Here is a 22,595-nt window from a genome sequence, read left to right on the forward strand (position 1 = left end):
CTTTGCCTACATGATTACCACAACGGTAATCGATCAACCGGTTTCGACTGGTGATCAAGCGAGCGTTATTTGACATGAGGGGATAAAGCATTATCCGGCGGGGAGCCGGAAATTTCGCGAAGGTGAGCGTAAAGCCGCAACAATCTGAAAACGCGAAGGCAGGCTGGCAGCCCGGATCGTAGGATCTGACGTGAGTAGTCCCGAAATATATATACCGGCAGAAGCGAATTTCTCGGGACCAATACCCGCTGCCGGTACACTACGCTAATCGTTAGTACGACACCTCATTTTCTTTGAACAGGTGTCTTTTTATTTTTTGCCGGTAACCGGCTTTCCGTTTAACTCAAATCCATTATTTATGTCAAAGTTATTAACCGCCAGGGAGCTGAAGGAACAAGCCTCTCTGGTAGACCTGTTAAGTCGTTTGGGGTATCAGCCCGTCCCTAAGCGTGGTCGTGAAAAAATGTACATTAGTATGCTGCGGGACAATGATAGCAATCCGTCCTTTAGTGTGAATGATGATCTTGGCGTATGGTTTGACCATGGAGCCGGAAAAGGCGGAAACATTATTGATTTTGGTTTGGCCTATTGGAAAAATTTAGGATTTAACGAAGTCGTTAAAAAGATACAGGACGTATGTTCTATTGAACCAACTGAACCAAGGATTTTGCGACCTCGAAAACCTGTCAAGGTCAATCATGTAGTGGAAAAGGTTAGGCCCTTGGGTGCACACCCGGCTATCACGGATTATCTAAAAAGTCGTGGCGTTTTCGAAGTTGCAAAATTTTACCTCAGCGAGGTCTATTATTTTTTAGAAGATGAGAATGATGTTCGTAAACATTATTTCGCGGCAGGCTGGCTCAATGAAAATAATTCATGGGAGGTCCGCAACCGGTATTTCAAAGGCTGTATGGGACACAAAGGAATTACCTTTATACCCGGCCACCCTAAAAAGGCGGCCTTATTTGAAGGCTTTCTTGACTTTTTGAGTTGGCGTTTTGACAATCCCGAGGCGGACCATAGCATTATCGTTTTAAACACGCTGACCTTATTACAACAAGGCATTGCCAAAGCAAAGGCCTTTTCCTGTCTTGACATCTACTTTGACCGTGATAAGGCGGGCAAATTGGCCAGTAGAGATTTCATAAAAGCATTACCCTATGCTACGGACCGTTCATCCGCATACGACGGTTTTAACGATTATAACGACAAAATTAAAGCGCAACTGAAACTACCAGTTGCGGAGGATGGAAAAAAGAATAATTTCTTCTCCAACGTACGGGTACCTTTTGCAAGGTAGGCGTCATGGATATTCCACTATCGCATTATTTAAATACAGTAATCGAAGGTGATTGCCTGGAAATAATGCATATGTTTCCAGATCGTTCTATTGATTTGGTTTTGTGTGATCTACCTTACGGAACCACATTAAATCCTTGGGATATCCCGATTGATTTCACCTTGCTTTGGTTACAATATAAGCGAATCATTAAACCCAACGGCGTTATTGCACTAACTGCCGCTGGCATTTTTACCGGCGCAGTTATCCTAAGCAATCCAGCTTGGTTTAAATATAAGATCGTTTGGATCAAATCAAAGTCCACCAATTTTTTAAACGCCAAAAAACAACCGCTCCGGCGGCATGAGGATATCTGCATTTTTTATAATAAGCAGCCACTTTATCAACCTCAAATGATACCCGGCAAACCTTATAATAGAGGGTGGCGGAGAAAGACAACCACAGGGTGCTATGGGGAGTACAAACCTTCGCCTATTTTAAGCACCAGCGGGGACAGATATCCTTTTGATATTTTGTTTTTTGATGAGGAAGAACCCGACGATTGGTTTTATTGTAAAACCTGTGAGCATGAAGAAACGAGGCCTTATCATCCGACACAAAAGCCGGTTGACCTTGGCCGCTACCTTATTCGGACGTTCACCACACCTGGAGCGGTGGTACTGGATAACGCCTGCGGTTGCGATTCTTTTTTGATTGCCGCTATCCGGGAAGCCCGGAATTTTATCGGCATCGAGAAAAATAACGGGGCCTATCATCAAAAGGTTAAACCCATAGATTTTGTTAAAATAGCTAGGGAGCGGATAGCGGCAGAGCCGCCGCCCAACTTCTTATTTAATGGGTGAAACTCCAAATTGATAATCAGGATTTCCGTTGCTTTTGCAACGGCAAGATGTCTTTTTGTTTCACAAAAAGTCTCTTGCCCTTCCAGGGGGGAGATAAAAAACTTCGCAACTCGTTTTTTCTATGGCTGACCTAAAGAAGTTAATCGGGAGACCAAAATTAGCGGAGGGCAAACGAACCAAGTTTATCAACGTCAGGTTTACTGAAGTGGAATATCGGGAAATTGCCGACCTCGAAAAAGAGCTGGGTATTTCTAAAACAGATCTGATCAGAATGCGCATGCTATCCGATGCGAAAAAAGTCGTAATCAATTCCCGGGAGTTAATTAGATACATTGACAGCGCCGGCGCTGAAATGGGAAGAATTGGAAATAATATCAATCAATTAGCCAAACATGCCAATACGCTAAGATTAAAAAGTGCATTAAACCCGGAGGTTATTACGCAATTCAACTTTTTGTTTGATGAATACATCCATGTTCAACAGCAATTTGAGGTGTCCCTTCGTAAAATCATCAGGGCAATGGGCATTTGAATTCGTGCTACCCTTGTAATCGCAAATTAATCCGGTATGTGTTATCGTATATTAAAACAAGCTATACGGATAAGCAAGTCGACAGATCACAAGATCGATAGATTAGAAGATTCGGAACTCGTAAGATAGCCTGCTTGTTAGTTCGGCAGATCGCAAGTTATGCTGATTCCCTGATCGGTAGCTTATTAGCTATTGAGATAAGCTGATTGGCTGATTTTAAGATTCGCAGATCAGGAGATCGTAAGATTACCAGCTCGTGAGATCGGTTGCTAAGTTGATTGCCAGCTACTAAGATTGCCTGATTGGTAGCTATCGAGATCGGTTCATTTAAAAATAAACAGATCGATAGATAGGTTTTCCTAACGCTGATTAATCAATGATCGCTCACATTCTTGAAAAGCCTTCCCGAACATTTGCCGGTGTGAAGTACAATACGAACAAAGTTGACCGGAATACAGGCGAACTGATGCTGATTGCCAACTTCGGTGCTATCCAGGCACTCAACAATCCCCGGCCACAGGATCTGGTAAACTATCTGTTAATGATTTCAGCACAGAACAAAGGCATTACAAACACACAATTCCATGCCGTCGTTTCGGCTACCGGCCGCAGTTATAGCAAACAGGAATTGACAAAAGCCGCAGTGATGTGGATGAAAGAAATGAAGTACGGCGAGCAACCTTATCTCATTGTCTTTCATAAAGACACAGATAATAACCACGTACATATTGTGAGTTCCCGTGTAGGAAAGGACGGAAAGCAGATTGACCGCGATTACGAACAGGTGCGGGCAGTCCGAAATATGAACAAAGTGTTAGGCTATGACTTTGCTATGCAATACCGGTTTAGTACTAAAGCACAGTTCTATCTGATACTGGAAAACCTACGCTTTCTTGGCCGGGATTACCTCAATGAGGAAAAGATTCAAAAGCGAATACAATCCTATAAACCAGACAAAGCACGAATAGCAGAATTAAAAGGATTGTTTATGATCCACAGAGCAGACACTGATTTTGTCCGGCAGATGAAAACGCAATATGGACTTGACCTTATATTTCATTCTTCGGAAGGTAAAGCGCCATACGGTTATTCGGTCATCGACCATTCCACAAAGCAGGTCTTCAAAGGAAGCGAAATCCTTAACCTTAAAATGCTTTTGGATGCGGACATCAATATTGGTCTGTTACAACACCCGCCAATCATTGACCTATACGACTACCTAAGTGAGAACGCAATAACCTATTATTCCGAACAGTCCACGGAACCAATCTACATTCAGCCGGTGATGATTGCCGATGATGTAGACGACCAGCAGGTGCTTGGCATGAAACGCCGGAGGCAAAGGAAAGCAAGAACAAATACCCGGTAAGGGATAAATCCATGAAAAATTATGATCTGTTTATTTGGCAACCAAAAAGGGGGCGTGGGAAAAAGTACGCTCACCGTCCTATCCGCGAACTACCTGAGCCTGGCTAAGGACTGGCCGGTGACTATCATCGATATGGACTACCAGCAATCCATTTCGCAAAAATTTGAAAAGGCAAAGGTGCTGGAAAATGAAGAGCCTTACGATGTACTGCCGGCGAACCTCGAAAGCTTTCCTCCTTTAATACCCGTCCTGACAAAAAATAAAAAGGATGCGATTTTAATCGACCTGCCGGGTAAGCTCGACGATGACGGGCTCATACCGGTTTTTACATCAGCTGACCTGGTCGTATGCCCGTTTGCTTATGATGAATTCACTTTCGAATCGACTGTTTTATTTACGGTCGTTCTAAAAAAAGTTAATCCGAATGTGGAGGTGGTTTTTGTTCCAAATAGAATCAAAGCCAACGTGAAGTTTGAAATTATGAGTGAGGTAAACGAGCAGCTTTCCAAGTTCGGCAAGATCACCATGGCGATCCCTGATCGTATTGACTTTCAAAGGATCACCACCTTCCAGACGCCCTTATCCCTCTACGGAATTATCACCCCTGTTTTTGAAGAAATATTTGCCGACCGCTTATGGAAAAAATGAAATCATTAGCCGACCAGCTACGCGAAAAAATGGTGAAGCCCGCCGAAAACCCTGGCAATGACCAGCCGGATACTGTAGCAGTTAAAAAAAAGGCGGCTGTATATAAAACCGACAAACCACCCGATGCACCCATATTAAAACTGTTAACCGACTATGATAACAGCGATCATAAGACCATGGTGCATTTCCGTTTTGACAAGCAGACGGTTGATTTTCTCAATCAATTTAAAATAGCGACGGGTGTGGACGCCACCAAATTTGTGGCCTATTCCGTCCGGCAGTTTATCAGTGCACATCCCGAGCTTAAAACAATAATCAAACATTTTATACAAAAATCCTACTTATGACACAGCTTAAATTTTTACTCAGCTTGTTCTGTACCTACGCGGCCTATTACACTATAGTTATTATTAAGGACCAAAAACGCCAAAAGCAAGTGGCAGGAACAGCAGTTGAAGATACGGTTATTGAAGTAGATGTTCCGAAAATCCAACCGTTGATCCCACCGGAGAGAAAGGTGGATAAGTTACTCGTTCATGATACCGTGGTGAGGTCACTATACGCCTACGACAACAGTGACCACAAGCAAATGGTGCATGTGCGTTTTGACGCGCAGACGGTTGACCTGCTGAACAAGTTTAAAATGGCTACCGGTACTGATATAACCAAATTTGTCGCTTTCGCGGTAAAATACCTTTTTGAGTCCAATCCTGAACTCAAAAACATCATCAAACTATACTTACAAAATACAAAATTATGACTTGGATTAAATTCGCATTATGGCTGCTCGGCGTCTATGCCGGCTATTACACCGTCCTGATTTTTTGGGATTACCTGCGCACAAACCGCGGCGAAACCGGAAGTGACAAACATGAACTCACTTTTGTTGAGGACATCCATCCCATTAAATCATTGGTGGAGGAAATAACCGGTTCCGGTAAGGAATCGGCTGTGTCTTTTTCCGGTGGTGTAAGCCTTAAACAGCTTTTCAATCTCGCCCGTGAGGAATCGGTCGAATACATCAAATCCGTTAGCTTCTAATGAATGAAATATCTCCTGTCTGTTTGTTGCTGCCTTATAAGCGCAGCAGCATTTGCCCAACCCGGGATTACCGAGATGCAGCAGGCTAAACAAGACCTGTCTTCCACCTTCTTTTCCGCCTTTGATTGCTGCATGGTTCTCGCCTGCATATTTGGACTATTCGGTGGACTTAGAGTTTACCATAACTGGCAAATGGGTAAGGATCGGATAGATTCGGCTGTTGCAGCCTGGTTTTTTGCATCTTTCTTTATGATCCTATCGGGTCCTTTTTTACGGGCATTGTTCGGAATCTGAATGCCTGTTTTTCTTTAATGCTTCTTTCCCTTGAAGCTGTAAAAGATTCCTGTCTGTACCTTCTTCAAAGTTTAAATCCTTCTTGGATTTGACCGGCAGTATTAGTCTGCTATCCATCCTGGGTGAAATAATCGGGGCGTGTTCGTGATCTGAACGCTCTTTTAGCATAACCGGCCTGCTCCCGGCAGGCTCTAAAAGATCTCCGCCTTTATTTTTTTCTCCAAATTAATGTTTTCAAAAACAAAAAAGTTATGGGCTTCAGCCGTATTGCTGGCCCTTTCGGTTCCCGTATTTGCCCAAAGCGGCGTTAACGGTCTGAACACTGCAACCTCTACCTTAAAAACCTACGTAGCCCCAGTAACCAACATTACTTTGGTGATCGGCGGCATCGTTGGTATCGTCGGTGCCATCCGCGTCTATTCCAAGTGGAACAGCGGTGACCAGGATATCAATAAGGAATTAATGGGCTGGGGAGGTTCATGTGTCTTTCTCGTTGTTTCCGCATTGGTGATCAAAGCTTTCTTCGGCTTGTAAGCATGGCCAGGAAGTATCCTGTTTATAAGGGGCTGCAACGGCCCCTTATATTCAAAGGCTTCAAAGGCAAGTTCATTTACTGGGGTCTTGCTTCCCTTTTAACCGGACTTGTATTTGGAGCTTTAACCATGTCACTGGTCAATATGTGGCTTGGTGCCATGGTCTTGATCGGCTTTATTGTCGGCGGTCTGCTTTTTACCGCCAGCAAACAAAAAGGCGGCCTTCATTCCAAAAGCCGTACCTCAAACATTTACATCCTTAATCATTATGGCCGTAAAAACCTTGTTTAACATTCCCTATGCGGGAGTGGATAAAGATGGTGAATACGATTTACTCATCGGCCTCAACGGCGAATGTTCTGTTGTCATCCAATTGGTAAACCCTGTCATCCGTTATTCCGCTTACCCGGCAGGTTATGAGGAATTCCACCACCTGCTTATTAATGTTGTTAAAATCTTAGGCGACGGCTATCTTCTGCAAAAGCAGGACATCATCAGCCGCTCCCCCTATAAGGGCCCGCCTTCCAGTGAATACCTGCAAAAAAAATATAATGCCCATTTTGAGGGGCGGGAATGCCTGCAGGTTGCCACTTATTTAACGATCACGCGCCAGGTAAAAAAAGGCGCGTTTTATGTTTACGACAGACGTGTTCTTCGTGATTTCAGGCAGGCTATCGGAAAAGTCCTGGATGTACTGCCATCAGCAAAAGCACTTATTGAAAGCCAATTGAACCAATTGGTCTTACAAATGCTGAGTATGGATTTTGGCAGGTCCAATATTGTTCTTGATAACATTGCTCCCTCGGAAACCGAGATCAGGATGGGCGAAAAGTCGCTACGCTGTATCAGCCTGGTCAATATTGACAGTATTGATCTTCCGCCCGACGTTTCTACACACATTGAATTAAATGATAAGGAGAGCATGCGTGGGTTTCCCGTAGATTTCATGTCATTCCTCTTTAAGGTGCCCGGTGTGGATGTGATCGTTTATAACCAGGTCATTGAAATACCAAACCAGATAGTGACGCTCAGAAAACTGGAGCAAAAAAAGAAAAGACATTCCGGGATACCTGACCCTGCCAACCAATTATGCGTGGAGGATATTGATCTACTGCTGAATGATGTAGCCCGCGAAAGCCAGTTACTCGTTAATTGCCATTTTAATATCCTGGTGGCTGCTCCAGTTGCCGCCATTCAAAAGGCCGTCAATTTTGTGGAAAGCTCGCTCTTCCAGTTAGGGATCATCCCCAGTAAAAATGCCTACAACCAACTGGAACTTTTTCGTACCGCGCTGCCGGGGAACGGCGTAGAGTTAAAGGAATACGATTGGTTCCTGACTACCTGTGATGCAGCGATCTGCTTTTTCTTTAAAGAATCCCTGCCAAAGGATGAGCCTTCCGATTTTTTGATAAAGTTTACTGACCGGCAGGGTATCCCTGTAGGCATGGACCCGGCCGATCTGCCCATGCGGACGGGCCGCATCAATAACCGGAACAAGTTTGTACTCGGCCCCAGCGGTTCAGGTAAAAGCTTTTTTATGAATGCACTTATAGAGCAGTACATGCTCTATAACATGGATATGGTGATCGTGGATACCGGCCACTCTTATTCTGGCCTATGTTCTTACTACAATGGGAAATATATCACTTACACCGATAAAAACCCCATCACAATGAACCCGTTCCGTATCACCGAGGCGGAATATAACATAGAAAAGAAGGATTTCCTCTGTACACTGATCGGGGTAACCTGGAAGGGTGCCGAAGGAACGCTAAGCCCGGTGGAACGCGATGTAATCGCAAATGTGATCTCAGCCTACTACAGCACATTCTTTGCTGAAAATGGTGATTTAAGCTTCAATACCTTTTATGAATTCGCACTGGAAAAAATTCCGGAGATCAAGACCGAGGAAAGGATCGTGTTTGATTTTGACGAATTTAAATATGTCCTTAAAAAGTTTTACAAGGGGGGTGAGTTTGCCCGGTTACTGAATGAGGACACCGATAAATCATTGTTTACCGAGCGCTTTATTGTGTATGAAATTGATTCCATTAAGGAAAATAAGACGCTCTTTCCACTCGTCACACTCACCATTATGGACGTCTTTATCCAAAAAATGCGTTACCGGTCGAACAGGCGGAAAGCTTTAGTGGTCGAAGAAGCATGGAAAGCCATCGCAAGCCCGCTTATGGCAGGCTATCTTTTGTACCTCTACAAAACTGTACGGAAATTTTGGGGTGAAGCCATAGTCGTCACCCAGGAACTTGGTGACATCATCGGAAACGTTGTGGTTAAGGATAGTATCATTAATAATTCAGATACCATCTGCCTGCTGGACCAAACTAAATTTAAAGACAATTATAATGATATTGCCGCCTTGCTATCCATCAACGAAACGGAAAGGCGTAAGATATTTACCATTAACCAACTGGACAACACGGAAAATCGGGGTCGGTTTAAAGAGGTATATATCCGTCGCGGCGCTGTTGGCGAAGTTTACGGCGTAGAAGTGTCGTTGCAGCAATACCTTACTTATACTACAGAAAAACCGGAGAAATCGGCGGTGGAAAGTTACACCAGCCGTTTCGGTTCTTACCCGGATGGCCTGGATGCCTTTATCCGGGACTTTAAAGGCAGCGGTAAATCTTTACCTGCCTTTATTTCACAGGTTAATCAAAATCAGCAACCATGAATAACAACCTATTTAAAAATTCATTTTTAGGCATTGTACTATGCGTTTGCATTTGCAATGCGCATGCGCAGACACTGACCGTTGACCCGGCCGTATCGGCTGCGATAGCTGTTAACGCAGGTGTGATCAACGGCCAGTTGAATACGACCAATAATAAACTTGACCTCATCCAAAAAGGCCAGTTGGCGGTAACCGGTCAGCTTGTTATCGTAAATGACCTTCAAAATAAGATCTACCAGGGACTGAGCCAGGTAGCATCAGTCATCAATAACCTGACAACCATCAAAGAGATCGCCGAATGCGGCACTGATATTATCAGCGATGTGGAGGCATCTGTAAAGCTTGCCAAATCCGACCCCGTATTATTGCTATTCGCAGAGCAGGGTGCCCGCGACTTTGAAACAAGGGCGGCAACCCTTGCTGCGGATGTGAGTGCCTTTGTTCTTAAAGGCGGAAATAACCTGATGGATTCCGGTGAGCGCGGTAAAATGCTGAACCATATAGCAGATGAAATGCGCATCCTGCGCGGTATAGCCTATGGTATGGACAGGGCGATGTACTGGGCGAAGATCAACGGTATTTTTCGCTCACTAAACCCCTGGGCAGAATGGCAAAATCAGGATGTCAGGATAGCCAATGATGTTTTAACAAATGCTAAATACCTGAAGCAATGAAATATGAATTATTCCTGATTTGTCCGCCCTGGAAACAATATAGGGCGTACAAAAGATCAAATAAGATCATGACCGACAGTATCCCTCCCAGTACGTGGCGGGCGCTCAGGGCCTTTAACTTTATAGAAACCTGTCTGGCCGAACTGGCTTTTCAGGAGCATGTCGTCCTGGTTTGGGTAACCGAAAAATTCACCGAAGAATGCCGTGAATATATAGGCCGCCTCGGATATCAGTATGACACTTACCTTATCTGGAAACGGCCAAAATGGAAACGCGGCAGCACAACGGAAGTTTTTGAGTACCTGATGGTATTCCAAAAGGACGGTTACAAAGTACCCGCAATTGATTTTCCAGACCCTTTGGAATCACCGTTTACAGGCATGGTTAAATGCAAGGGTCAAAAACCCGAAGACGCTTACGTCCTGATAGAAGCCTTATATCCCACACGGGCCAAGGTACAAATCTTTGGAAACTGCCAGCGCCCTGGCTGGGACGTGTTTCAGCGCAACGACACTTAATCAGATTTTTATGAAAAAAATATTAGCCATTTTAACCCTATGGACAGGTATGGGATTACCCGCTTTAGCACAGCAAAAGATACTTGACATCCCAGCACTCCACCAACTTGTTGCTGAGTCGGAATCTGAAAACAATCTTCAGGTAAAGGCGAAGAATCAACAGGCGGCGGCAACAGCAAACGAACAAGCTAACCTTACCCTGCTGGACAAGATGAAAAAAATGTACCGCACTTTGCAACAGCGATACAATACCCTTGGTACCGCCATCAACATCGCCGACATCGGGATTTATGCGACACCCATGGTGGAACGCATCGTTAGTAATCAGTCGCAGATCGTCCAACTGGTGCAGAAAAATCCTGCATTAATCGCCATCGGTTACCAATCTGCCTTGCAATTTGCCGGTCAGGCAAAAAGCCTGGTAGCTTATGTGACCGGGCTCAGCCTATCACTGGGTGATGTGAACCAGATGAAAGCCTCCGATAGAAAACTGCTTTTTGATTTTGTAATTTCTGAATTAAGCAACATCCAGGACCTTTCCGGAAACATGCTCAATATGATGCAGTATTCCAGCCTCGCCTCGTTGTTACGGGCCGCAAACCCATTTCAGAATTTTATAGATGCCGATAAGTCTATCGGCAGTGATATCATTCAAAATGCCAAATACTTAAAATGAAAAACTTATGGTTTGTCAGCGTGCTACTGATATGTTTCCAATATGTAAAGGCGCAGGAATACGTGATCGATTACCAGCACCTGATTGCTGTTTCCCAGAATGCCGCCGTAAGGAGCAGCGCAGAAGTGACCCATGACCAGTATCTCGGCAAGATTAATAATAACATCAATGACCTGAATACCAATGTAGGTTCCGTAGTCCTCGCGCAAACTATGATCTATAATGGGCTATCTAATGTCAATTCAGCTTTAAAGGACGGGCTTGCAGTAAAAAACATAGCGGTGATCATTGCTGACATGACGGGGTATATTAATCAGGCATTGGCGATGGCCAAAAGTGAGCCATACCTACTCGTCTTTGCCGGGAATATGGCTTCTGAAATGCGAACGAGGTCACTGGCATTGGTAACCGATGTTTCCGGCTATGTACTCAAAGAGGGCAACAACGTTTTGGCAGACTATAACTCCCGCGACCAGCTATTAAGCAAGGTTATTACTCAATTGCAAATATTGGACGGCTTAGCCTATGGTACCTGGAAAGCCATGTACTGGGCAAAGGAACGCGGCGTTATCGCTTCGCTCAACCCGTTTGCCAATTTCATCAGTCAGGACACCCGGATTGTTGATCAGATCATTCAAAACGCTAAATATTTACACCAATAACCATCAGTCCCAATAGTTGGATGATGCTTGAATACACTTACAAAAACAATTGAATCATGAAAAAATTCTTAATTCCACTGCCATTTTTAATGCTGGCGCTGATACATCATTGTTTCGGCCAGGCCGTTGCGCAGGATAAAGCCGTCCGATACCAGGAGGAACGTATGGTCTACCTGCAATGGGACCAGAATAAGTTTGAACCCAAAGCGGGATTTCTAAGTCTTAACCCGTATTACTGGCTCACCTGGGGGCTGTTTCATCCCAATTATCATAAAACAGACCTCCGACCACTTAGCGCAGCCGGACCACAAACACAACGCCTTGCGTTAGTTGCAGCTATGAATACAACAGATAATAAGTATAAACTCCAATCAGATACAGTTAGGAATACCGCATTATCCGAAATCGCCAATCAATCAGGACTGATTTCCGATGCAGACCCTTTATGGCAACTCTATTACAGCAAAGAGCTGAAACCGGTGCTTAATTATTCAATGGCGTCCATCTTAGCCGGACTCGCCCCCCAGGTCAGCACAAAACTGGTTTCCGAAGGCTTGTATAGCTGGTACAAAAATGAGCTGGACATGTTAAAGGAACGTATCAATGCAGCTCATACGACTACGATGGATCGTGGTGCGCGCATCCTGGCTTATCACCGCTACCTGATGGAATACCGCAGGCTGGCCGGAGTCTGGGCAATCCGAACCTCATCGGCGCAAGCCACGCTAAATATGACCGCCCAACAGCAGAAGTTACAAGCTGGACAGGTTACCGTCACCAACTGGACGCCACAAACAGACATCCAGATCGCAAATAAAGTTTTACAACATCTGCAATGAAAAGGAAAATAATTTTAGCAGTACTGCTATGTTTATGTATATCCGCAGTATTTGCCCAAACAACAACCAATACCGACAATACCAAAACTTTGCAGTTTCTACAGGGCGACGGGGTTTATGAAGCCGGTGTAATGGTTTTTTTAAAAGGGCTTAAAGATTCCGTATGGACGCATTTCGGCCTGTTTATTACAGATGCTAAAGCACTTGCCGCCATATTTATGATCATCTTTTTTGCCATTAAATCATACGAAATGATGGTAGGTGACAAGCAATTGGAAATTATGCCGTTGTTACGGCCGTTCGGTTTGGCAATGGTTATATTATGGTGGGGCGCGTTCACTAAGATGATCGCATTCCCTACTGACCTGGTGACTAATCAAACGGAACAGATGTTTAACAGTGAGCAAACCATTGTTGATAATTTGCGGCTAAACAGGTCAAACCTGATGCTTGCTGTTGCCAATTCCCTATATACTTATCAGGCTCAAACCGAGGTCGCTGAAAAAGAAAGCGACACCTGGTATGGACAAGCCTGGGATTCGGTAACCAGTACCGTTAAGGAGGGTATCAGCAGCGTTGTTTCTCCGTTACTTGAATTAAAGAACCGGCTTACCGTGGGTATGCAATTGCTCTTTACACAACTGCTTGAACTATTGGGCATATGGATCTTACGTTTGGCCGTGTACATCATTTTTATGATACAGATCATTTACTCCTCTATTCTGATTATTCTTGGCCCTTTCGCTGTAGCCGTGAGCATCCTGCCGGCATTCCGCGATAGCTTCAGCACCTGGATCGCCCGTTTTATTTCGGTTAACCTTTATAGCGGGATAGCTTACCTGATCATGTATCTTACCGGGCTAATGCAGGAATATGCCTTAACTTCAGAAATCAGCAAGTACAAGGAGCTGGTTGGTGAAAATGGATTGAGTGCCAATCTCGAAAAGATGGCCTGGTTTGCCGGTAATGGCATCTTATCCTTCGGTACGGTAATTATTGTATTTCTGATTGGCGCTATCTGCATGTTCACCGTGCCCAGTATCTCTACCTGGATCATCTCGACCTCCGGTATCAGTTCTGCTACCTCCACTTTTGGCCGCAGCGCAGGTACCGTGGTAAGTATGGCCAGGAAAGCAACCGGCAGCTTCTTTTAAAATCTTCATTTCTCTTTCTCCTTTGATGTCAGGCTGATCCGCAGGTGCGGGCCGGCCTTTTCTATTTAACGCTTTTAATAATGATCATAAAAAATATAGAAGCCAAAATAAGGTTAGCCACTTTCATTGCAGCCGGTAGCCTGCTGACTTCGCTCATCATTGTCGGTATAAATTGTCTTTATGCCTACAAAATGGTTTCCAATGCACAGAAAAGTATTTATATCCTGGATAATAATATCCCGATTCTTGCCCGCCAAACCGATGTGCAAATGAACCGCCCCGCTGAATACAGGGCGGATGTTGACCTTTTTCATTCCCTTTTCTTTTCCTTAACCCCGGATGATAATTACATGGAATACCAAATGAAAAAGGCCATGTATCTCGTCGATCAATCCGGGATGGAGCAATACAATAATTTGAAGGAAAATGGTTTTTTTAACTCTATCCTTTCTTCAAGTTCAGTACTAACCCTGCAAACAGATTCCATTTGGGTGGATTTTCCTAAACATTATTTCCGCTATTACGGCAAACTTAAAATTGACCGCCGCAGCTCTACGGTGGTCCGTTCCCTGATAACGGAGGGGTACCTGAAGGATATCCCGCGAAGTGATAATAACCCGCACGGAGTCCTGATCACCAATTGGAAAACCCTTGAAAATAAAGACCTGCAAGATGTGGAAAAGAATACATTCTAACAGAGATCCCAGGGATACTTTGTACAGCGAAATACATAAAGAATTTGATAGCTATTTCGCTATTGCCGGGAACGCAGCCAGGCGCCTGGCAAATGCCTACCCCAGGTTCATTATGGGTGCCATGATCTTCCTGATGGCACTATCATTCGTGTTGTCTTTTACTGTTTTTCGCAAATCCGAAAAAGCCAATATAACCGTTGTCAAAAAAGTTAACCCGGTGGAGGATGGCTTTCGCCAGATCTTACAGGCGACCGGCAATATCCGGGAAACCATGAAACTTAAAAAGCTGGTGGATAGCCTGACCGCCAAAAAACAGCTTTCAGCAGTAGACAGCACTTTACTGGATAGTGCCCTTGATCGCCTATCCAAAATTCACCAAACACTTAAATAGAAAACGATGGAAATTAATTTTAAGCAGCCTAAATATATGCTGCCGCTCATCCTGTTGCCCTTTTTATGTCTTTTCTTTTATGTCTGGCATAGCGGGTTTTCCAAACCAAAGCAGGCAGTTAGCGAAAAAGTCGGCTTGAATGGTTCTGTGGGTAACGTTTCAGCGGATGTCCGAAAGAAACAATTGACGGATAAGCTCGACGCCTACAGGAGCACCTACAAAGAGGCCGATGGCTTAACAGCCGTAAATGTGATCCCTCGTGAAAATTCAAGTAACCCCGCTTTTAACAATGACTATTCTGATCAGCAAAAGAAAAAGCTGGATTCTATTCAGCAAGCCATGAAGCTAAAGTTCGGTACAGGTAATTCTACGGGTGTGAGGCAAGAACAACCAACAGGCTTATCACATGACCAGCAGGTTGCCAAAGCAATTGAAGCAATGCAACACAGGCAGGCTAATCCCTCGCATCCGGTTGTTGCTGTAACGAAGGAAAAAGATCCGATGGAAGTTTTCAAAGCACAAATGGCCATCATGGATAGTATCAATAAAGGGAATGACCCGGCCTATAAAGATGAGTTAAAGAAAAAACAAGCTGCTGATAAAGTTGCCAAGCTAAAACAAAGCCAGGTCAAACTTTCGGTTGAAAAAGCTGATGCCATTTCCACGGACTTTAATACCGTTCTGCCGGATAAGGAGCCTGCTTTTATTAGTGCAGTGATCGACGAAAATGTGACCGGGTATGCAGGATCACGTTTACGGTTAAAACTGTTGGAAGATATTAAGGCAGGTAATAGCCTGATTAAAAAAGGCACTTACCTTTTCGCCCTGGTCAGCGGCTTTACAGAGCAGCGTGTTACGCTGTCGGTAACATCCATCCTGTATGACGGGAAGATCCTTCCTGTCAAATTGGATATCTATGATATGGATGGATTACCCGGCCTGTATGTACCATCATCTGCATTTCGTGACTTTACGAAAGATTTGGGTAGCAATTCCGTGCAGGGCGTAACCATAGATGGCAGTTCCGGTAATAGCCAGTTTATCATGAGCTCGCTGGATAAAGTATTTCAATCCACCTCATCAGCCATCGCCGACCTCATCCGCAAAAACAAGGCGAAGCTTAAATACAATTCCTACCTCTATCTGATCGACACCGACGCGTTGCAAAACGCCCAAAAGTCCTATTAACTGAGCAGTACTCATTTTGACTGTATACGATTATTAAAAACATAAATAAACATGAAAACGATCTTATTATATCTATTGGTGCTATGCGCCCCATCACTTTACGCCCAGAATAAACTACCCGTAGTTTACCTCCCGGAAAACCTGACCATACATTTCGTTTCTCCCGAGCCTATACAATATGTAGATATTTCAACCAAAGACCTGGTTGGTGATTTACCGCTGAAAAATGTGCTGCGGTTAAAATTGCGCGATTCTCTAAAAAGCTTTTTAGGTTCCGTGGTTACTGTCGCGGGCGAAAAATTTATTGCGCAATACAAGCTATTGCCGGGTTTTCCGGGTGTTCCCACAGAAATCAATATCGTTCCCGAGGATATGAGGCCGCTGGATATTTCCGGAATCGGCCTATCTCAAAACCAATTAAAAGGTTTAGCACTCAGCCTGATTGCCAAAAGCCCTGATAAGCGCATGGAAAAGGTAAAAGCCTTTGGCATCAAAGGTCAATTAAACCATGTTTATACGGTTGGCGATTATATTTTCCTGGATATCGGCTATCATAATAAAACCAACCTGAAATACGACATTGCTGATTTCCGGTTCAAGGTGGATGATAAAAAAGTGACCAAGGCAGCCAATAACCAATCGGTGGAAGTTAAACCGGAGTTCGTGCTGTTTAGTCCACCCGCCTTCTCCAAAAATTACCGGAACATCTTTGTATTTAAAAAGATGTCATTCCCCGGGAATAAGGTGCTCCACGCCGAACTGAGCGAAAAGCAGCTTTCAGGCCGCGTCGTGACCCTGAGTATATCTTACCAGGACATACTGGATGCAGATACGCTCCCTAATTAATTCCTTTATAATTTATTATGAATGATTCCATAGCCTACGATTATGTAAAGCTTGTGTTGGAAGAGGAGTTTATCAGGGCCTACCTGCGCTTTTCCAACCACGGGATTCTCCACTACGAGCTTACTAATATCCTCGAATTATGCGCGCCTTTGATCAAAGGCCTGGACGAGGACGACCGCTTCTTAAAATATGAAGTGATCGGCACCATAGCAGATTATTTACAGGAGGTGTGATATGGCATTTAATCCGGTTCGGAAGATGGCAGACAATATTGCGGCCATCCGGATAGCGCTGGACTTTTCCGGCCAGCAACTCTCGCTGGCAGATTTAGAAACACTAAAAAAATACGCCGGTTTCGGCGGTCTGAAAGCGGTGCTTTTTCCTCCGGGCGAAATAAAGGGATGGGAGAAATTCGGGGCCTCAAAGGCAGACCTAAAGCTATACCCCCAGGTCATGGAGCTGCACAGTTTGTTACAGGAAAAGCTGACTGCTAAGGAGTATAAGGAAGCAATAGATGCTTTAAAAAGCAGCTCTCAAACGGCCTATTATACACCAGATTACATCCCCCGGGCGATTTATGCCGCTATGCAGGAAAGCAGTATCGTTCCAAAGCGCCTATATGAACCAAGTGCAGGTGCCGGTGTTTTTGTTGACGAGGCGGTACAGGCCTTTCCTGATCTTGAAAAAATAAATGCCGTGGAGAAGGATATCCTGACCGGCAGAATATTGACCGCCATTAGTTCGGTGCATGATATCCCGGTCGAGGTGCAGATCAAAAAGCTGGAAGAAACTTCCGTTACTGAAAAAGCGCAATCTGACCTGGTCATCAGCAATATCCCTTTTGGCAAGATCGCTGTTCATGACCCTGCTTACAACAAAAGCGGTATCTCCGCCAAGGTGCATACCTACTTCTTTGCAAAAGGATTGGATAAGATCAAAGATGGCGGCATTTTAGCTTATATCGTAACCGATGCGTTCCTGAATAACCCATCGAACGAGACCGCACGCAAATATTTATTTACTTCAGCAGACCTGCTAACCGTCGCCGTGTTGCCTGCCAACCTGATGAAGGAACATGCCAATGTCGAAGTGGGTATGCACCTCATCCTTGTACAGAAAAATGACGCTAAGGATATACTTACCGAGGCTGAAAGCCAGCTGATCGAAACGGTGGAAGTAGCAAACCCCTTTGGCAAATATTTTCTGAATGCCTGGCTAGCCGATAAAAACGAATTGGTCTATGCCGACGAAGTTATTGAGGGCACCAACGCCAGGGGAAAAGCCGCAAGGATCGCCTGGCAAAACGGTGACATGCAGGACATCGTCCCTTTATTAAAGGAACAACTGATCGCAGGGTTTACAAACCTCAACTATGCCAAATGGGAGGCCATCTCTTTTGACCAAAAACAGGCACAACTTAGCCAGTTTACCTTTCTGCCGGTACCAGTCTTGGAAAAAAAGTCGGAAAAGCCCACATTAAACTTAGGACAGTTGGGTTTGTTTGATGCACCGGTAACTAAACCCGAGGATAACAAAGCGGTGGCATACCTCGACGACCTGGATAAACAATTCGTAGATGCCGGAACTGCACGAATTATCAGCACCATCAGGACTACCGGCAAGCCGCAGCATGACAGCATTGTCCTGGTGACCGCGCGCGCCAAAGCGAATAATAAGTATAGCTATAAACTTTTTAGCAACCTCTCTGAAATTTCATTTCCCGCAAAATGGATGACTGGGTTAAGCCTTGGTCAGGAACTGGACGCACTTTCACTAAAGCTAAAGCATTACGGTCATGATTACCGGTATGAAGGTGATGCTACTTTAGAGCCCGCTTTCAAATTACTGCCGGACAGGCCAAAGGCTTTTACAGACCTGAAGCCCTTTTATACCAGGGATACGCTGGTCATATTTCAGGGCAAGCTTGGTCTCATCGGTGAACCCCACAATTTTGAGGCGAAATTTAACCCGCTCGATCCGCAGCCAGAGCTACCGTTCTATGAGGATTATTTGACGCTGCGGGATATTTACCTGGAACTTTCCGGCTACGAAAATGAACACGCGATCCAGTTCCCCGAGCTGCGAAAGTCACTTAACTTTTATTACGATGCTTTTTTAGCCAAACATGGCGAGCTCAATAAAAATGCAAACCGGAACCGCATACTTAACGATGCGGCTTTAGGCTTTAAAACGCTGTCCTCGCTGGAAATAAAGGAGGGCGAAAGGTTTATCCGGTCGGATATCTTTTACGGGCCGCTTTTTCAGCAAAAAGAAATGCTGAAAACCGATGACCCCGCCGAAGCCCTGGCCCGCTGCCTGAATGATACCGGTCGCGTGGATCTTACGCTGATCTGCCAGATCACTGGGTTAACCGACGATGAGGCCATCATTCAACTCGAAAAACAAATTCTGTTAAACCCCGAAACAGGATCGTGGGAAACAACGGACAACTACTTGTCGGGCGATGTTGTCGCAAAAATGAAGGCTGCCGAAAACCTTGCCGAAGAGCAGCCGCAAAACTTACAGTTCGCAAGAAGCCTTGCTGCTATCCGGCGGGTGCAGCCGGAGCGAATACCTTTTGAAAGGTTGGATTTTAACCTCGGTGAGCGTTGGGTGCCTATCGATTACTATCAGCGTTTTGCAACCGACCTGTTCAAACTGGATACAACGATCAAGTACCTGGGTTCCTTAGATGATTATAAGGTAAGCTACGGCAAAAAAGGCAACACGATCACTAATGAAGAGTTTTCCGTAACGCCCAAGGAAAGCAATAAGGTTACCGGCCGCACCTTACTGGAATATGCGCTGCTGAACACGAATCCGCATTTTACTTACCCGGTAGAACAATACGGCAAAACGGTAAGGGTGCCCGACACCGAGGCCATTCAAAATGCCCACCGGAAAATCGATACCATAAGGACACGTTACCTGCTATGGCTGCTCGAACTTCCCAACGAGGACAAACAGTATTTAGAGAAGCTCTATAACGATACCTATAACTGTTACGCACTCCGGGAATTTGACGGCAGCCACTTAACATTTCCGGGGCTTGACTTTAAAGCCTTAAAGATCGCTGACCTGTATCCCTCCCAGCGAAACGCCGCCTGGCGCGTTATCCAAAATAATGGCGGCCTCATCGATCATGAGGTAGGCTTAGGTAAAACGCTGACAATGATCATTGCCGCCATGGAAATGAAAAGGCTCGGCATCGTGCATAAGCCCATGATCATTGCCCTAAAGGCCAATGTGCAGCAGATAACGGACACCTTTCGCCTGGCTTATCCCAAAGCCAAATTGTTGGCGCCGGGTGAAACCGATTTTGAACCGGCAAAGCGCAAAAGGATCTTTCACGAGATCAAAAATAACAATTGGGACTGCATTATCTTAACGCATGACCAGTTCGGAAAAATACCACAAGCGCCGGAAATACAACGGCAGATCCTCGAAATTGAACTGGATAACACCGAGCTTGATTTATTGGCCGTTCAGGATGCCGGTGAAGAAATAAGCAAGGAAATGCTTAAGGGATTGGAGATCCGCAAGGAAAATCTCGAAGCTAAACTCAAAGCCGTCATCGAGGCGATAGAGCAACGCAAGGATACCGGGATCAATTTCCGGGAAATGAACGTAGATCACCTGTTTATTGATGAGTCTCATAAATTCAAGAATCTGACGTTCACGACCAGGCATACCAAAGTTGCCGGTTTAGGCAATATCGCCGGTAGCCAAAAAGCCCTCAACATGCTTTTTGCCATTCGCACTTTACAGGAGCGCTTCGATACCGATCTATGCGCTACTTTCCTTTCCGGCACGCCGATCTCCAACAGCCTGACCGAAATGTATCTGATCTTCAAATACCTCCGGCCGCGCGAGCTGGAAAGGCAGCGAATTTCAAACTTTGATGCCTGGGCGGCAGTTTATGCCCGTAAAACCGTCGATTTTGAATTTACGGTAACCAACGAGATCAGGGCAAAAGAGCGTTTCCGCCACTTTATCAAAGTCCCGGAGCTGGCCATGTTTTATAACCAGATCACCGATTATAAAACGGCCAAACATATCAATCTCGATAAGCCGGATATAGAAGAGACCCTGGTGAACATTAAGCCAACGCCGGATCAACAGGATTTTATAAAGCGGCTGATGGCCTTCGCCAAAACTGGCGATGCCACCGTGATCGGTAGACGTCCCCTGACCAGGGATGAAGACAAGGGCCGCATGCTCATCGCCACCAACTATGCCAAAAAAATGGCGGTAGATATGCGCCTGGTCAATCCTGATAAATACGGTGACCATCCCGGCAACAAGGTGAATGTCTGCGCCCGTAATGTTGCGGAGATCTATCATGAAAGCACGTCGCACAAAGGCACGCAGATCATTTTTAGCGACATCGGCACCCCAAAGCCCGAAGAGTTTAACGTGTATGACGCGCTACTTGATAAACTGGTAACGGACTTCGGTATCCCGGCAAACCAGATCACCTTTATCCATAACTGGGCTACAGATAAGCAACGTAAAGAGCTCTTTAGAAAGATGAACGCCGGGGAGATCCGGATACTGATCGGCAGTACCGAGAAAGCCGGTACCGGCCTAAATGTCCAGGAACGTATCGTTGCCATGCATCATCTGGACATACCGTGGAAACCCTCAGAGCTGGAGCAACGCGATGGTCGCGGAGCAAGGCAAGGTAACTGGCTGGCCAAGAAATTTTACGGCAACAAGGTCAGGAATTTCATTTACGCGGTGGAGCAATCACTGGACAATTACAAATTCAACCTGCTTAAAAACAAGCAGATCTTCATCAGTCAGATGAAAAATAACCAGTTGTCTGTACGTACACTCGACGAAGGAGCGATGGATGAACAAAGCGGCATGAGCTTTTCTGAATACATCGCCATATTATCCGGCGACACTTCCTTACTGGAAAAAACCCGTTTGGAAAAGAAGGTTGCTGAACTGGAAGGTTATAAAGGCGCACATTTCAAAGAGGTTTCACGAAGCCGCTACCTGTTAGAGGATCTGGAGAAGAAAAGCCGGGAAACCGGGCAAACACTGGAACTTGTTCGTAAAGATGAAGCTATCTACAGGCAGGTATTAAAGCTTGACGAGGACGGAACAAAATTAAACCCCTTAAAGCTGAATGATGGTGTTTATTCAGATCCGGTTGCCATCGGCAATAAGCTGATCGACCTGTATAAAAACTGGCAGCCAACGGACTTCACCAAGCCTGAACTTCATTTAGGCGAATTGTATGGCTTTGACCTCTATATCAGGAAAAAGCTGCAAACCGTTGAAACCGGCTTTTCCAGCAGGATCGAACATGTTACCTCACTTTATGCGGAAAGCCGCGCCACAGGTATTAAGTACATGCAGAATGGCGGGGCACCAAATATCGACAACCCCAAACTGGCTGCGCGCTATTTCCTGGATGCCATCAATAGGGTTATCGGTATGGCCGAACGCTACGAAAAGGAAGTGGACGGTATCGATAAACAGATCCCCGAGGTCAGAGAACTTTCCCTACGGCCATTTGACAAGGAGTATGAGCTGGCCTCACTGAAAAGGGAAGTGGAAAAACTGGAGTTGGAGATCAGTCAAAAGATCGCCGAAAAGGAAAAGCAGGCACAGGCCGAACAGTTAAAGATCGAACAGGAACCCGAGGAAACTGAATCAGTAACGGTTGCTGTCAGACGCTGATAATCAT

The 22,595-nt window shown here is 45.1% G+C and carries 24 protein-coding genes; all 24 read left to right on the forward strand.

The window, feature by feature from the left end; all coding sequences use genetic code 11:
- Positions 1 to 358: 358 nt before the first annotated feature.
- Positions 359 to 1,300, forward strand: a complete 942-nt coding sequence (locus DEO27_RS28150) for a CHC2 zinc finger domain-containing protein (RefSeq protein ID WP_112571038.1) — start codon at positions 359 to 361, stop codon at positions 1,298 to 1,300.
- A gap of 5 nt (positions 1,301 to 1,305) precedes the next feature.
- The gene (locus DEO27_RS28155) at positions 1,306 to 2,142 is read left to right on the forward strand and encodes a DNA-methyltransferase (protein ID WP_112571036.1); all 837 of its coding nucleotides are present in this window, start codon (positions 1,306 to 1,308) and stop codon (positions 2,140 to 2,142) included.
- A 121-nt stretch (positions 2,143 to 2,263) separates the two neighbouring features.
- A complete protein-coding gene (locus DEO27_RS28160) occupies positions 2,264 to 2,674 on the forward strand; it encodes a plasmid mobilization protein (RefSeq protein WP_112571034.1) in 411 nt (136 codons plus the stop codon).
- Between the two features lie 421 nt (positions 2,675 to 3,095).
- Positions 3,096 to 4,043: a relaxase/mobilization nuclease domain-containing protein gene (locus DEO27_RS28165; protein WP_190295262.1), complete on the forward strand. Its 948-nt coding sequence runs from the start codon at positions 3,096 to 3,098 to the stop codon at positions 4,041 to 4,043.
- 21 nt (positions 4,044 to 4,064) lie between these two features.
- A complete protein-coding gene (locus tag DEO27_RS28170) occupies positions 4,065 to 4,691 on the forward strand; it encodes a ParA family protein (protein ID WP_112571030.1) in 627 nt (208 codons plus the stop codon).
- On the forward strand, positions 4,679 to 5,038 hold the full coding sequence (locus DEO27_RS28175; RefSeq protein ID WP_112571028.1) for a hypothetical protein: 360 nt from the start codon (positions 4,679 to 4,681) through the stop codon (positions 5,036 to 5,038). The genes DEO27_RS28170 and DEO27_RS28175 overlap by 13 nt, the downstream gene beginning before the upstream one ends.
- Positions 5,035 to 5,451 (forward strand): hypothetical protein, encoded by a 417-nt coding sequence (locus tag DEO27_RS28180; protein ID WP_112571026.1) that lies wholly within the window; start codon positions 5,035 to 5,037, stop codon positions 5,449 to 5,451. Before DEO27_RS28175 ends, DEO27_RS28180 begins: the two co-directional genes overlap by 4 nt.
- The gene (locus tag DEO27_RS28185) at positions 5,448 to 5,732 is read left to right on the forward strand and encodes a hypothetical protein (protein ID WP_112571024.1); all 285 of its coding nucleotides are present in this window, start codon (positions 5,448 to 5,450) and stop codon (positions 5,730 to 5,732) included. The genes DEO27_RS28180 and DEO27_RS28185 overlap by 4 nt, the downstream gene beginning before the upstream one ends.
- 75 nt (positions 5,733 to 5,807) lie before the next feature.
- Positions 5,808 to 6,026, forward strand: a complete 219-nt coding sequence (locus DEO27_RS28190; protein WP_262714188.1) for a DUF4134 domain-containing protein — start codon at positions 5,808 to 5,810, stop codon at positions 6,024 to 6,026.
- Positions 6,027 to 6,254: 228 nt separating this feature from the next.
- Entirely contained in the window at positions 6,255 to 6,560 is a 306-nt protein-coding gene (locus tag DEO27_RS28195) for a DUF4134 domain-containing protein (protein ID WP_112571020.1), read from the forward strand.
- 2 nt (positions 6,561 to 6,562) lie between these two features.
- Positions 6,563 to 6,850, forward strand: coding sequence for a plasmid transfer protein (locus DEO27_RS28200; protein ID WP_112571018.1), 288 nt, complete (start codon positions 6,563 to 6,565; stop codon positions 6,848 to 6,850).
- Positions 6,828 to 9,251, forward strand: a complete 2,424-nt coding sequence (locus DEO27_RS28205) for a TraG family conjugative transposon ATPase (protein ID WP_112571016.1) — start codon at positions 6,828 to 6,830, stop codon at positions 9,249 to 9,251. Before DEO27_RS28200 ends, DEO27_RS28205 begins: the two co-directional genes overlap by 23 nt.
- Complete coding sequence (locus DEO27_RS28210; RefSeq protein WP_223266071.1) at positions 9,248 to 9,925, forward strand: hypothetical protein; 678 nt, start codon at positions 9,248 to 9,250, stop codon at positions 9,923 to 9,925. The genes DEO27_RS28205 and DEO27_RS28210 overlap by 4 nt, the downstream gene beginning before the upstream one ends.
- Complete coding sequence (locus DEO27_RS28215; RefSeq protein ID WP_112571014.1) at positions 9,922 to 10,443, forward strand: MT-A70 family methyltransferase; 522 nt, start codon at positions 9,922 to 9,924, stop codon at positions 10,441 to 10,443. The genes DEO27_RS28210 and DEO27_RS28215 overlap by 4 nt, the downstream gene beginning before the upstream one ends.
- A gap of 10 nt (positions 10,444 to 10,453) precedes the next feature.
- Positions 10,454 to 11,119, forward strand: a complete 666-nt coding sequence (locus DEO27_RS28220) for a hypothetical protein (protein ID WP_112571012.1) — start codon at positions 10,454 to 10,456, stop codon at positions 11,117 to 11,119.
- The gene (locus DEO27_RS28225) at positions 11,116 to 11,781 is read left to right on the forward strand and encodes a hypothetical protein (RefSeq protein ID WP_112571010.1); all 666 of its coding nucleotides are present in this window, start codon (positions 11,116 to 11,118) and stop codon (positions 11,779 to 11,781) included. The genes DEO27_RS28220 and DEO27_RS28225 overlap by 4 nt, the downstream gene beginning before the upstream one ends.
- 56 nt (positions 11,782 to 11,837) lie before the next feature.
- Complete coding sequence (locus tag DEO27_RS28230) at positions 11,838 to 12,620, forward strand: hypothetical protein (protein WP_112571008.1); 783 nt, start codon at positions 11,838 to 11,840, stop codon at positions 12,618 to 12,620.
- Entirely contained in the window at positions 12,617 to 13,774 is a 1,158-nt protein-coding gene (locus DEO27_RS28235; RefSeq protein ID WP_112571006.1) for a plasmid transfer protein, read from the forward strand. The genes DEO27_RS28230 and DEO27_RS28235 overlap by 4 nt, the downstream gene beginning before the upstream one ends.
- Before the next feature lie 80 nt (positions 13,775 to 13,854).
- Positions 13,855 to 14,469 (forward strand): conjugative transposon protein TraK, encoded by a 615-nt coding sequence (traK, locus tag DEO27_RS28240; RefSeq protein WP_112571004.1) that lies wholly within the window; start codon positions 13,855 to 13,857, stop codon positions 14,467 to 14,469.
- Positions 14,447 to 14,860, forward strand: coding sequence for a hypothetical protein (locus DEO27_RS28245; protein ID WP_112571001.1), 414 nt, complete (start codon positions 14,447 to 14,449; stop codon positions 14,858 to 14,860). Before traK ends, DEO27_RS28245 begins: the two co-directional genes overlap by 23 nt.
- Positions 14,861 to 14,866: 6 nt before the next feature.
- Positions 14,867 to 16,048 carry a conjugative transposon protein TraM gene (traM, locus tag DEO27_RS28250; RefSeq protein WP_112570999.1) on the forward strand — a complete coding sequence of 394 codons (1,182 nt, stop codon included), beginning with the start codon at positions 14,867 to 14,869 and terminating at the stop codon, positions 16,046 to 16,048.
- Positions 16,049 to 16,099: 51 nt separating this feature from the next.
- On the forward strand, positions 16,100 to 16,894 hold the full coding sequence (locus DEO27_RS28255) for a DUF4138 domain-containing protein (RefSeq protein WP_112570997.1): 795 nt from the start codon (positions 16,100 to 16,102) through the stop codon (positions 16,892 to 16,894).
- A 17-nt stretch (positions 16,895 to 16,911) separates the two neighbouring features.
- Positions 16,912 to 17,127 carry a hypothetical protein gene (locus tag DEO27_RS28260; RefSeq protein WP_112570995.1) on the forward strand — a complete coding sequence of 72 codons (216 nt, stop codon included), beginning with the start codon at positions 16,912 to 16,914 and terminating at the stop codon, positions 17,125 to 17,127.
- Positions 17,128 to 17,152: 25 nt separating this feature from the next.
- Positions 17,153 to 22,588 (forward strand): helicase-related protein, encoded by a 5,436-nt coding sequence (locus DEO27_RS28265; protein WP_223266072.1) that lies wholly within the window; start codon positions 17,153 to 17,155, stop codon positions 22,586 to 22,588.
- The last annotated feature ends 7 nt before the right edge of the window (positions 22,589 to 22,595 follow it).

Source organism: Mucilaginibacter rubeus (genome assembly GCF_003286415.2).
Classification (GTDB): Bacteria; Bacteroidota; Bacteroidia; order Sphingobacteriales; family Sphingobacteriaceae; genus Mucilaginibacter; species Mucilaginibacter rubeus_A.

What these genes read in the sequence shown, in the direction of transcription:
- DEO27_RS28150 (WP_112571038.1), top strand. Translation starts at nt 359, where the DNA reads ATGTCAAAGTTATTAACCGCCAGGGAGCTGAAGGAACAAGCCTCTCTG.
- DEO27_RS28155 (WP_112571036.1), top strand. Translation starts at nt 1,306, where the DNA reads ATGGATATTCCACTATCGCATTATTTAAATACAGTAATCGAAGGTGAT.
- DEO27_RS28160 (WP_112571034.1), top strand. Translation starts at nt 2,264, where the DNA reads ATGGCTGACCTAAAGAAGTTAATCGGGAGACCAAAATTAGCGGAGGGC.
- DEO27_RS28170 (WP_112571030.1), top strand. Translation starts at nt 4,065, where the DNA reads ATGATCTGTTTATTTGGCAACCAAAAAGGGGGCGTGGGAAAAAGTACG.
- DEO27_RS28175 (WP_112571028.1), top strand. Translation starts at nt 4,679, where the DNA reads ATGGAAAAAATGAAATCATTAGCCGACCAGCTACGCGAAAAAATGGTG.
- DEO27_RS28180 (WP_112571026.1), top strand. Translation starts at nt 5,035, where the DNA reads ATGACACAGCTTAAATTTTTACTCAGCTTGTTCTGTACCTACGCGGCC.
- DEO27_RS28185 (WP_112571024.1), top strand. Translation starts at nt 5,448, where the DNA reads ATGACTTGGATTAAATTCGCATTATGGCTGCTCGGCGTCTATGCCGGC.
- DEO27_RS28190 (WP_262714188.1), top strand. Translation starts at nt 5,808, where the DNA reads ATGCAGCAGGCTAAACAAGACCTGTCTTCCACCTTCTTTTCCGCCTTT.
- DEO27_RS28195 (WP_112571020.1), top strand. Translation starts at nt 6,255, where the DNA reads ATGTTTTCAAAAACAAAAAAGTTATGGGCTTCAGCCGTATTGCTGGCC.
- DEO27_RS28200 (WP_112571018.1), top strand. Translation starts at nt 6,563, where the DNA reads ATGGCCAGGAAGTATCCTGTTTATAAGGGGCTGCAACGGCCCCTTATA.
- DEO27_RS28205 (WP_112571016.1), top strand. Translation starts at nt 6,828, where the DNA reads ATGGCCGTAAAAACCTTGTTTAACATTCCCTATGCGGGAGTGGATAAA.
- DEO27_RS28210 (WP_223266071.1), top strand. Translation starts at nt 9,248, where the DNA reads ATGAATAACAACCTATTTAAAAATTCATTTTTAGGCATTGTACTATGC.
- DEO27_RS28215 (WP_112571014.1), top strand. Translation starts at nt 9,922, where the DNA reads ATGAAATATGAATTATTCCTGATTTGTCCGCCCTGGAAACAATATAGG.
- DEO27_RS28220 (WP_112571012.1), top strand. Translation starts at nt 10,454, where the DNA reads ATGAAAAAAATATTAGCCATTTTAACCCTATGGACAGGTATGGGATTA.
- DEO27_RS28225 (WP_112571010.1), top strand. Translation starts at nt 11,116, where the DNA reads ATGAAAAACTTATGGTTTGTCAGCGTGCTACTGATATGTTTCCAATAT.
- DEO27_RS28230 (WP_112571008.1), top strand. Translation starts at nt 11,838, where the DNA reads ATGAAAAAATTCTTAATTCCACTGCCATTTTTAATGCTGGCGCTGATA.
- DEO27_RS28235 (WP_112571006.1), top strand. Translation starts at nt 12,617, where the DNA reads ATGAAAAGGAAAATAATTTTAGCAGTACTGCTATGTTTATGTATATCC.
- traK (WP_112571004.1), top strand. Translation starts at nt 13,855, where the DNA reads ATGATCATAAAAAATATAGAAGCCAAAATAAGGTTAGCCACTTTCATT.
- DEO27_RS28245 (WP_112571001.1), top strand. Translation starts at nt 14,447, where the DNA reads ATGTGGAAAAGAATACATTCTAACAGAGATCCCAGGGATACTTTGTAC.
- traM (WP_112570999.1), top strand. Translation starts at nt 14,867, where the DNA reads ATGGAAATTAATTTTAAGCAGCCTAAATATATGCTGCCGCTCATCCTG.
- DEO27_RS28255 (WP_112570997.1), top strand. Translation starts at nt 16,100, where the DNA reads ATGAAAACGATCTTATTATATCTATTGGTGCTATGCGCCCCATCACTT.
- DEO27_RS28260 (WP_112570995.1), top strand. Translation starts at nt 16,912, where the DNA reads ATGAATGATTCCATAGCCTACGATTATGTAAAGCTTGTGTTGGAAGAG.
- DEO27_RS28265 (WP_223266072.1), top strand. Translation starts at nt 17,153, where the DNA reads ATGGCAGACAATATTGCGGCCATCCGGATAGCGCTGGACTTTTCCGGC.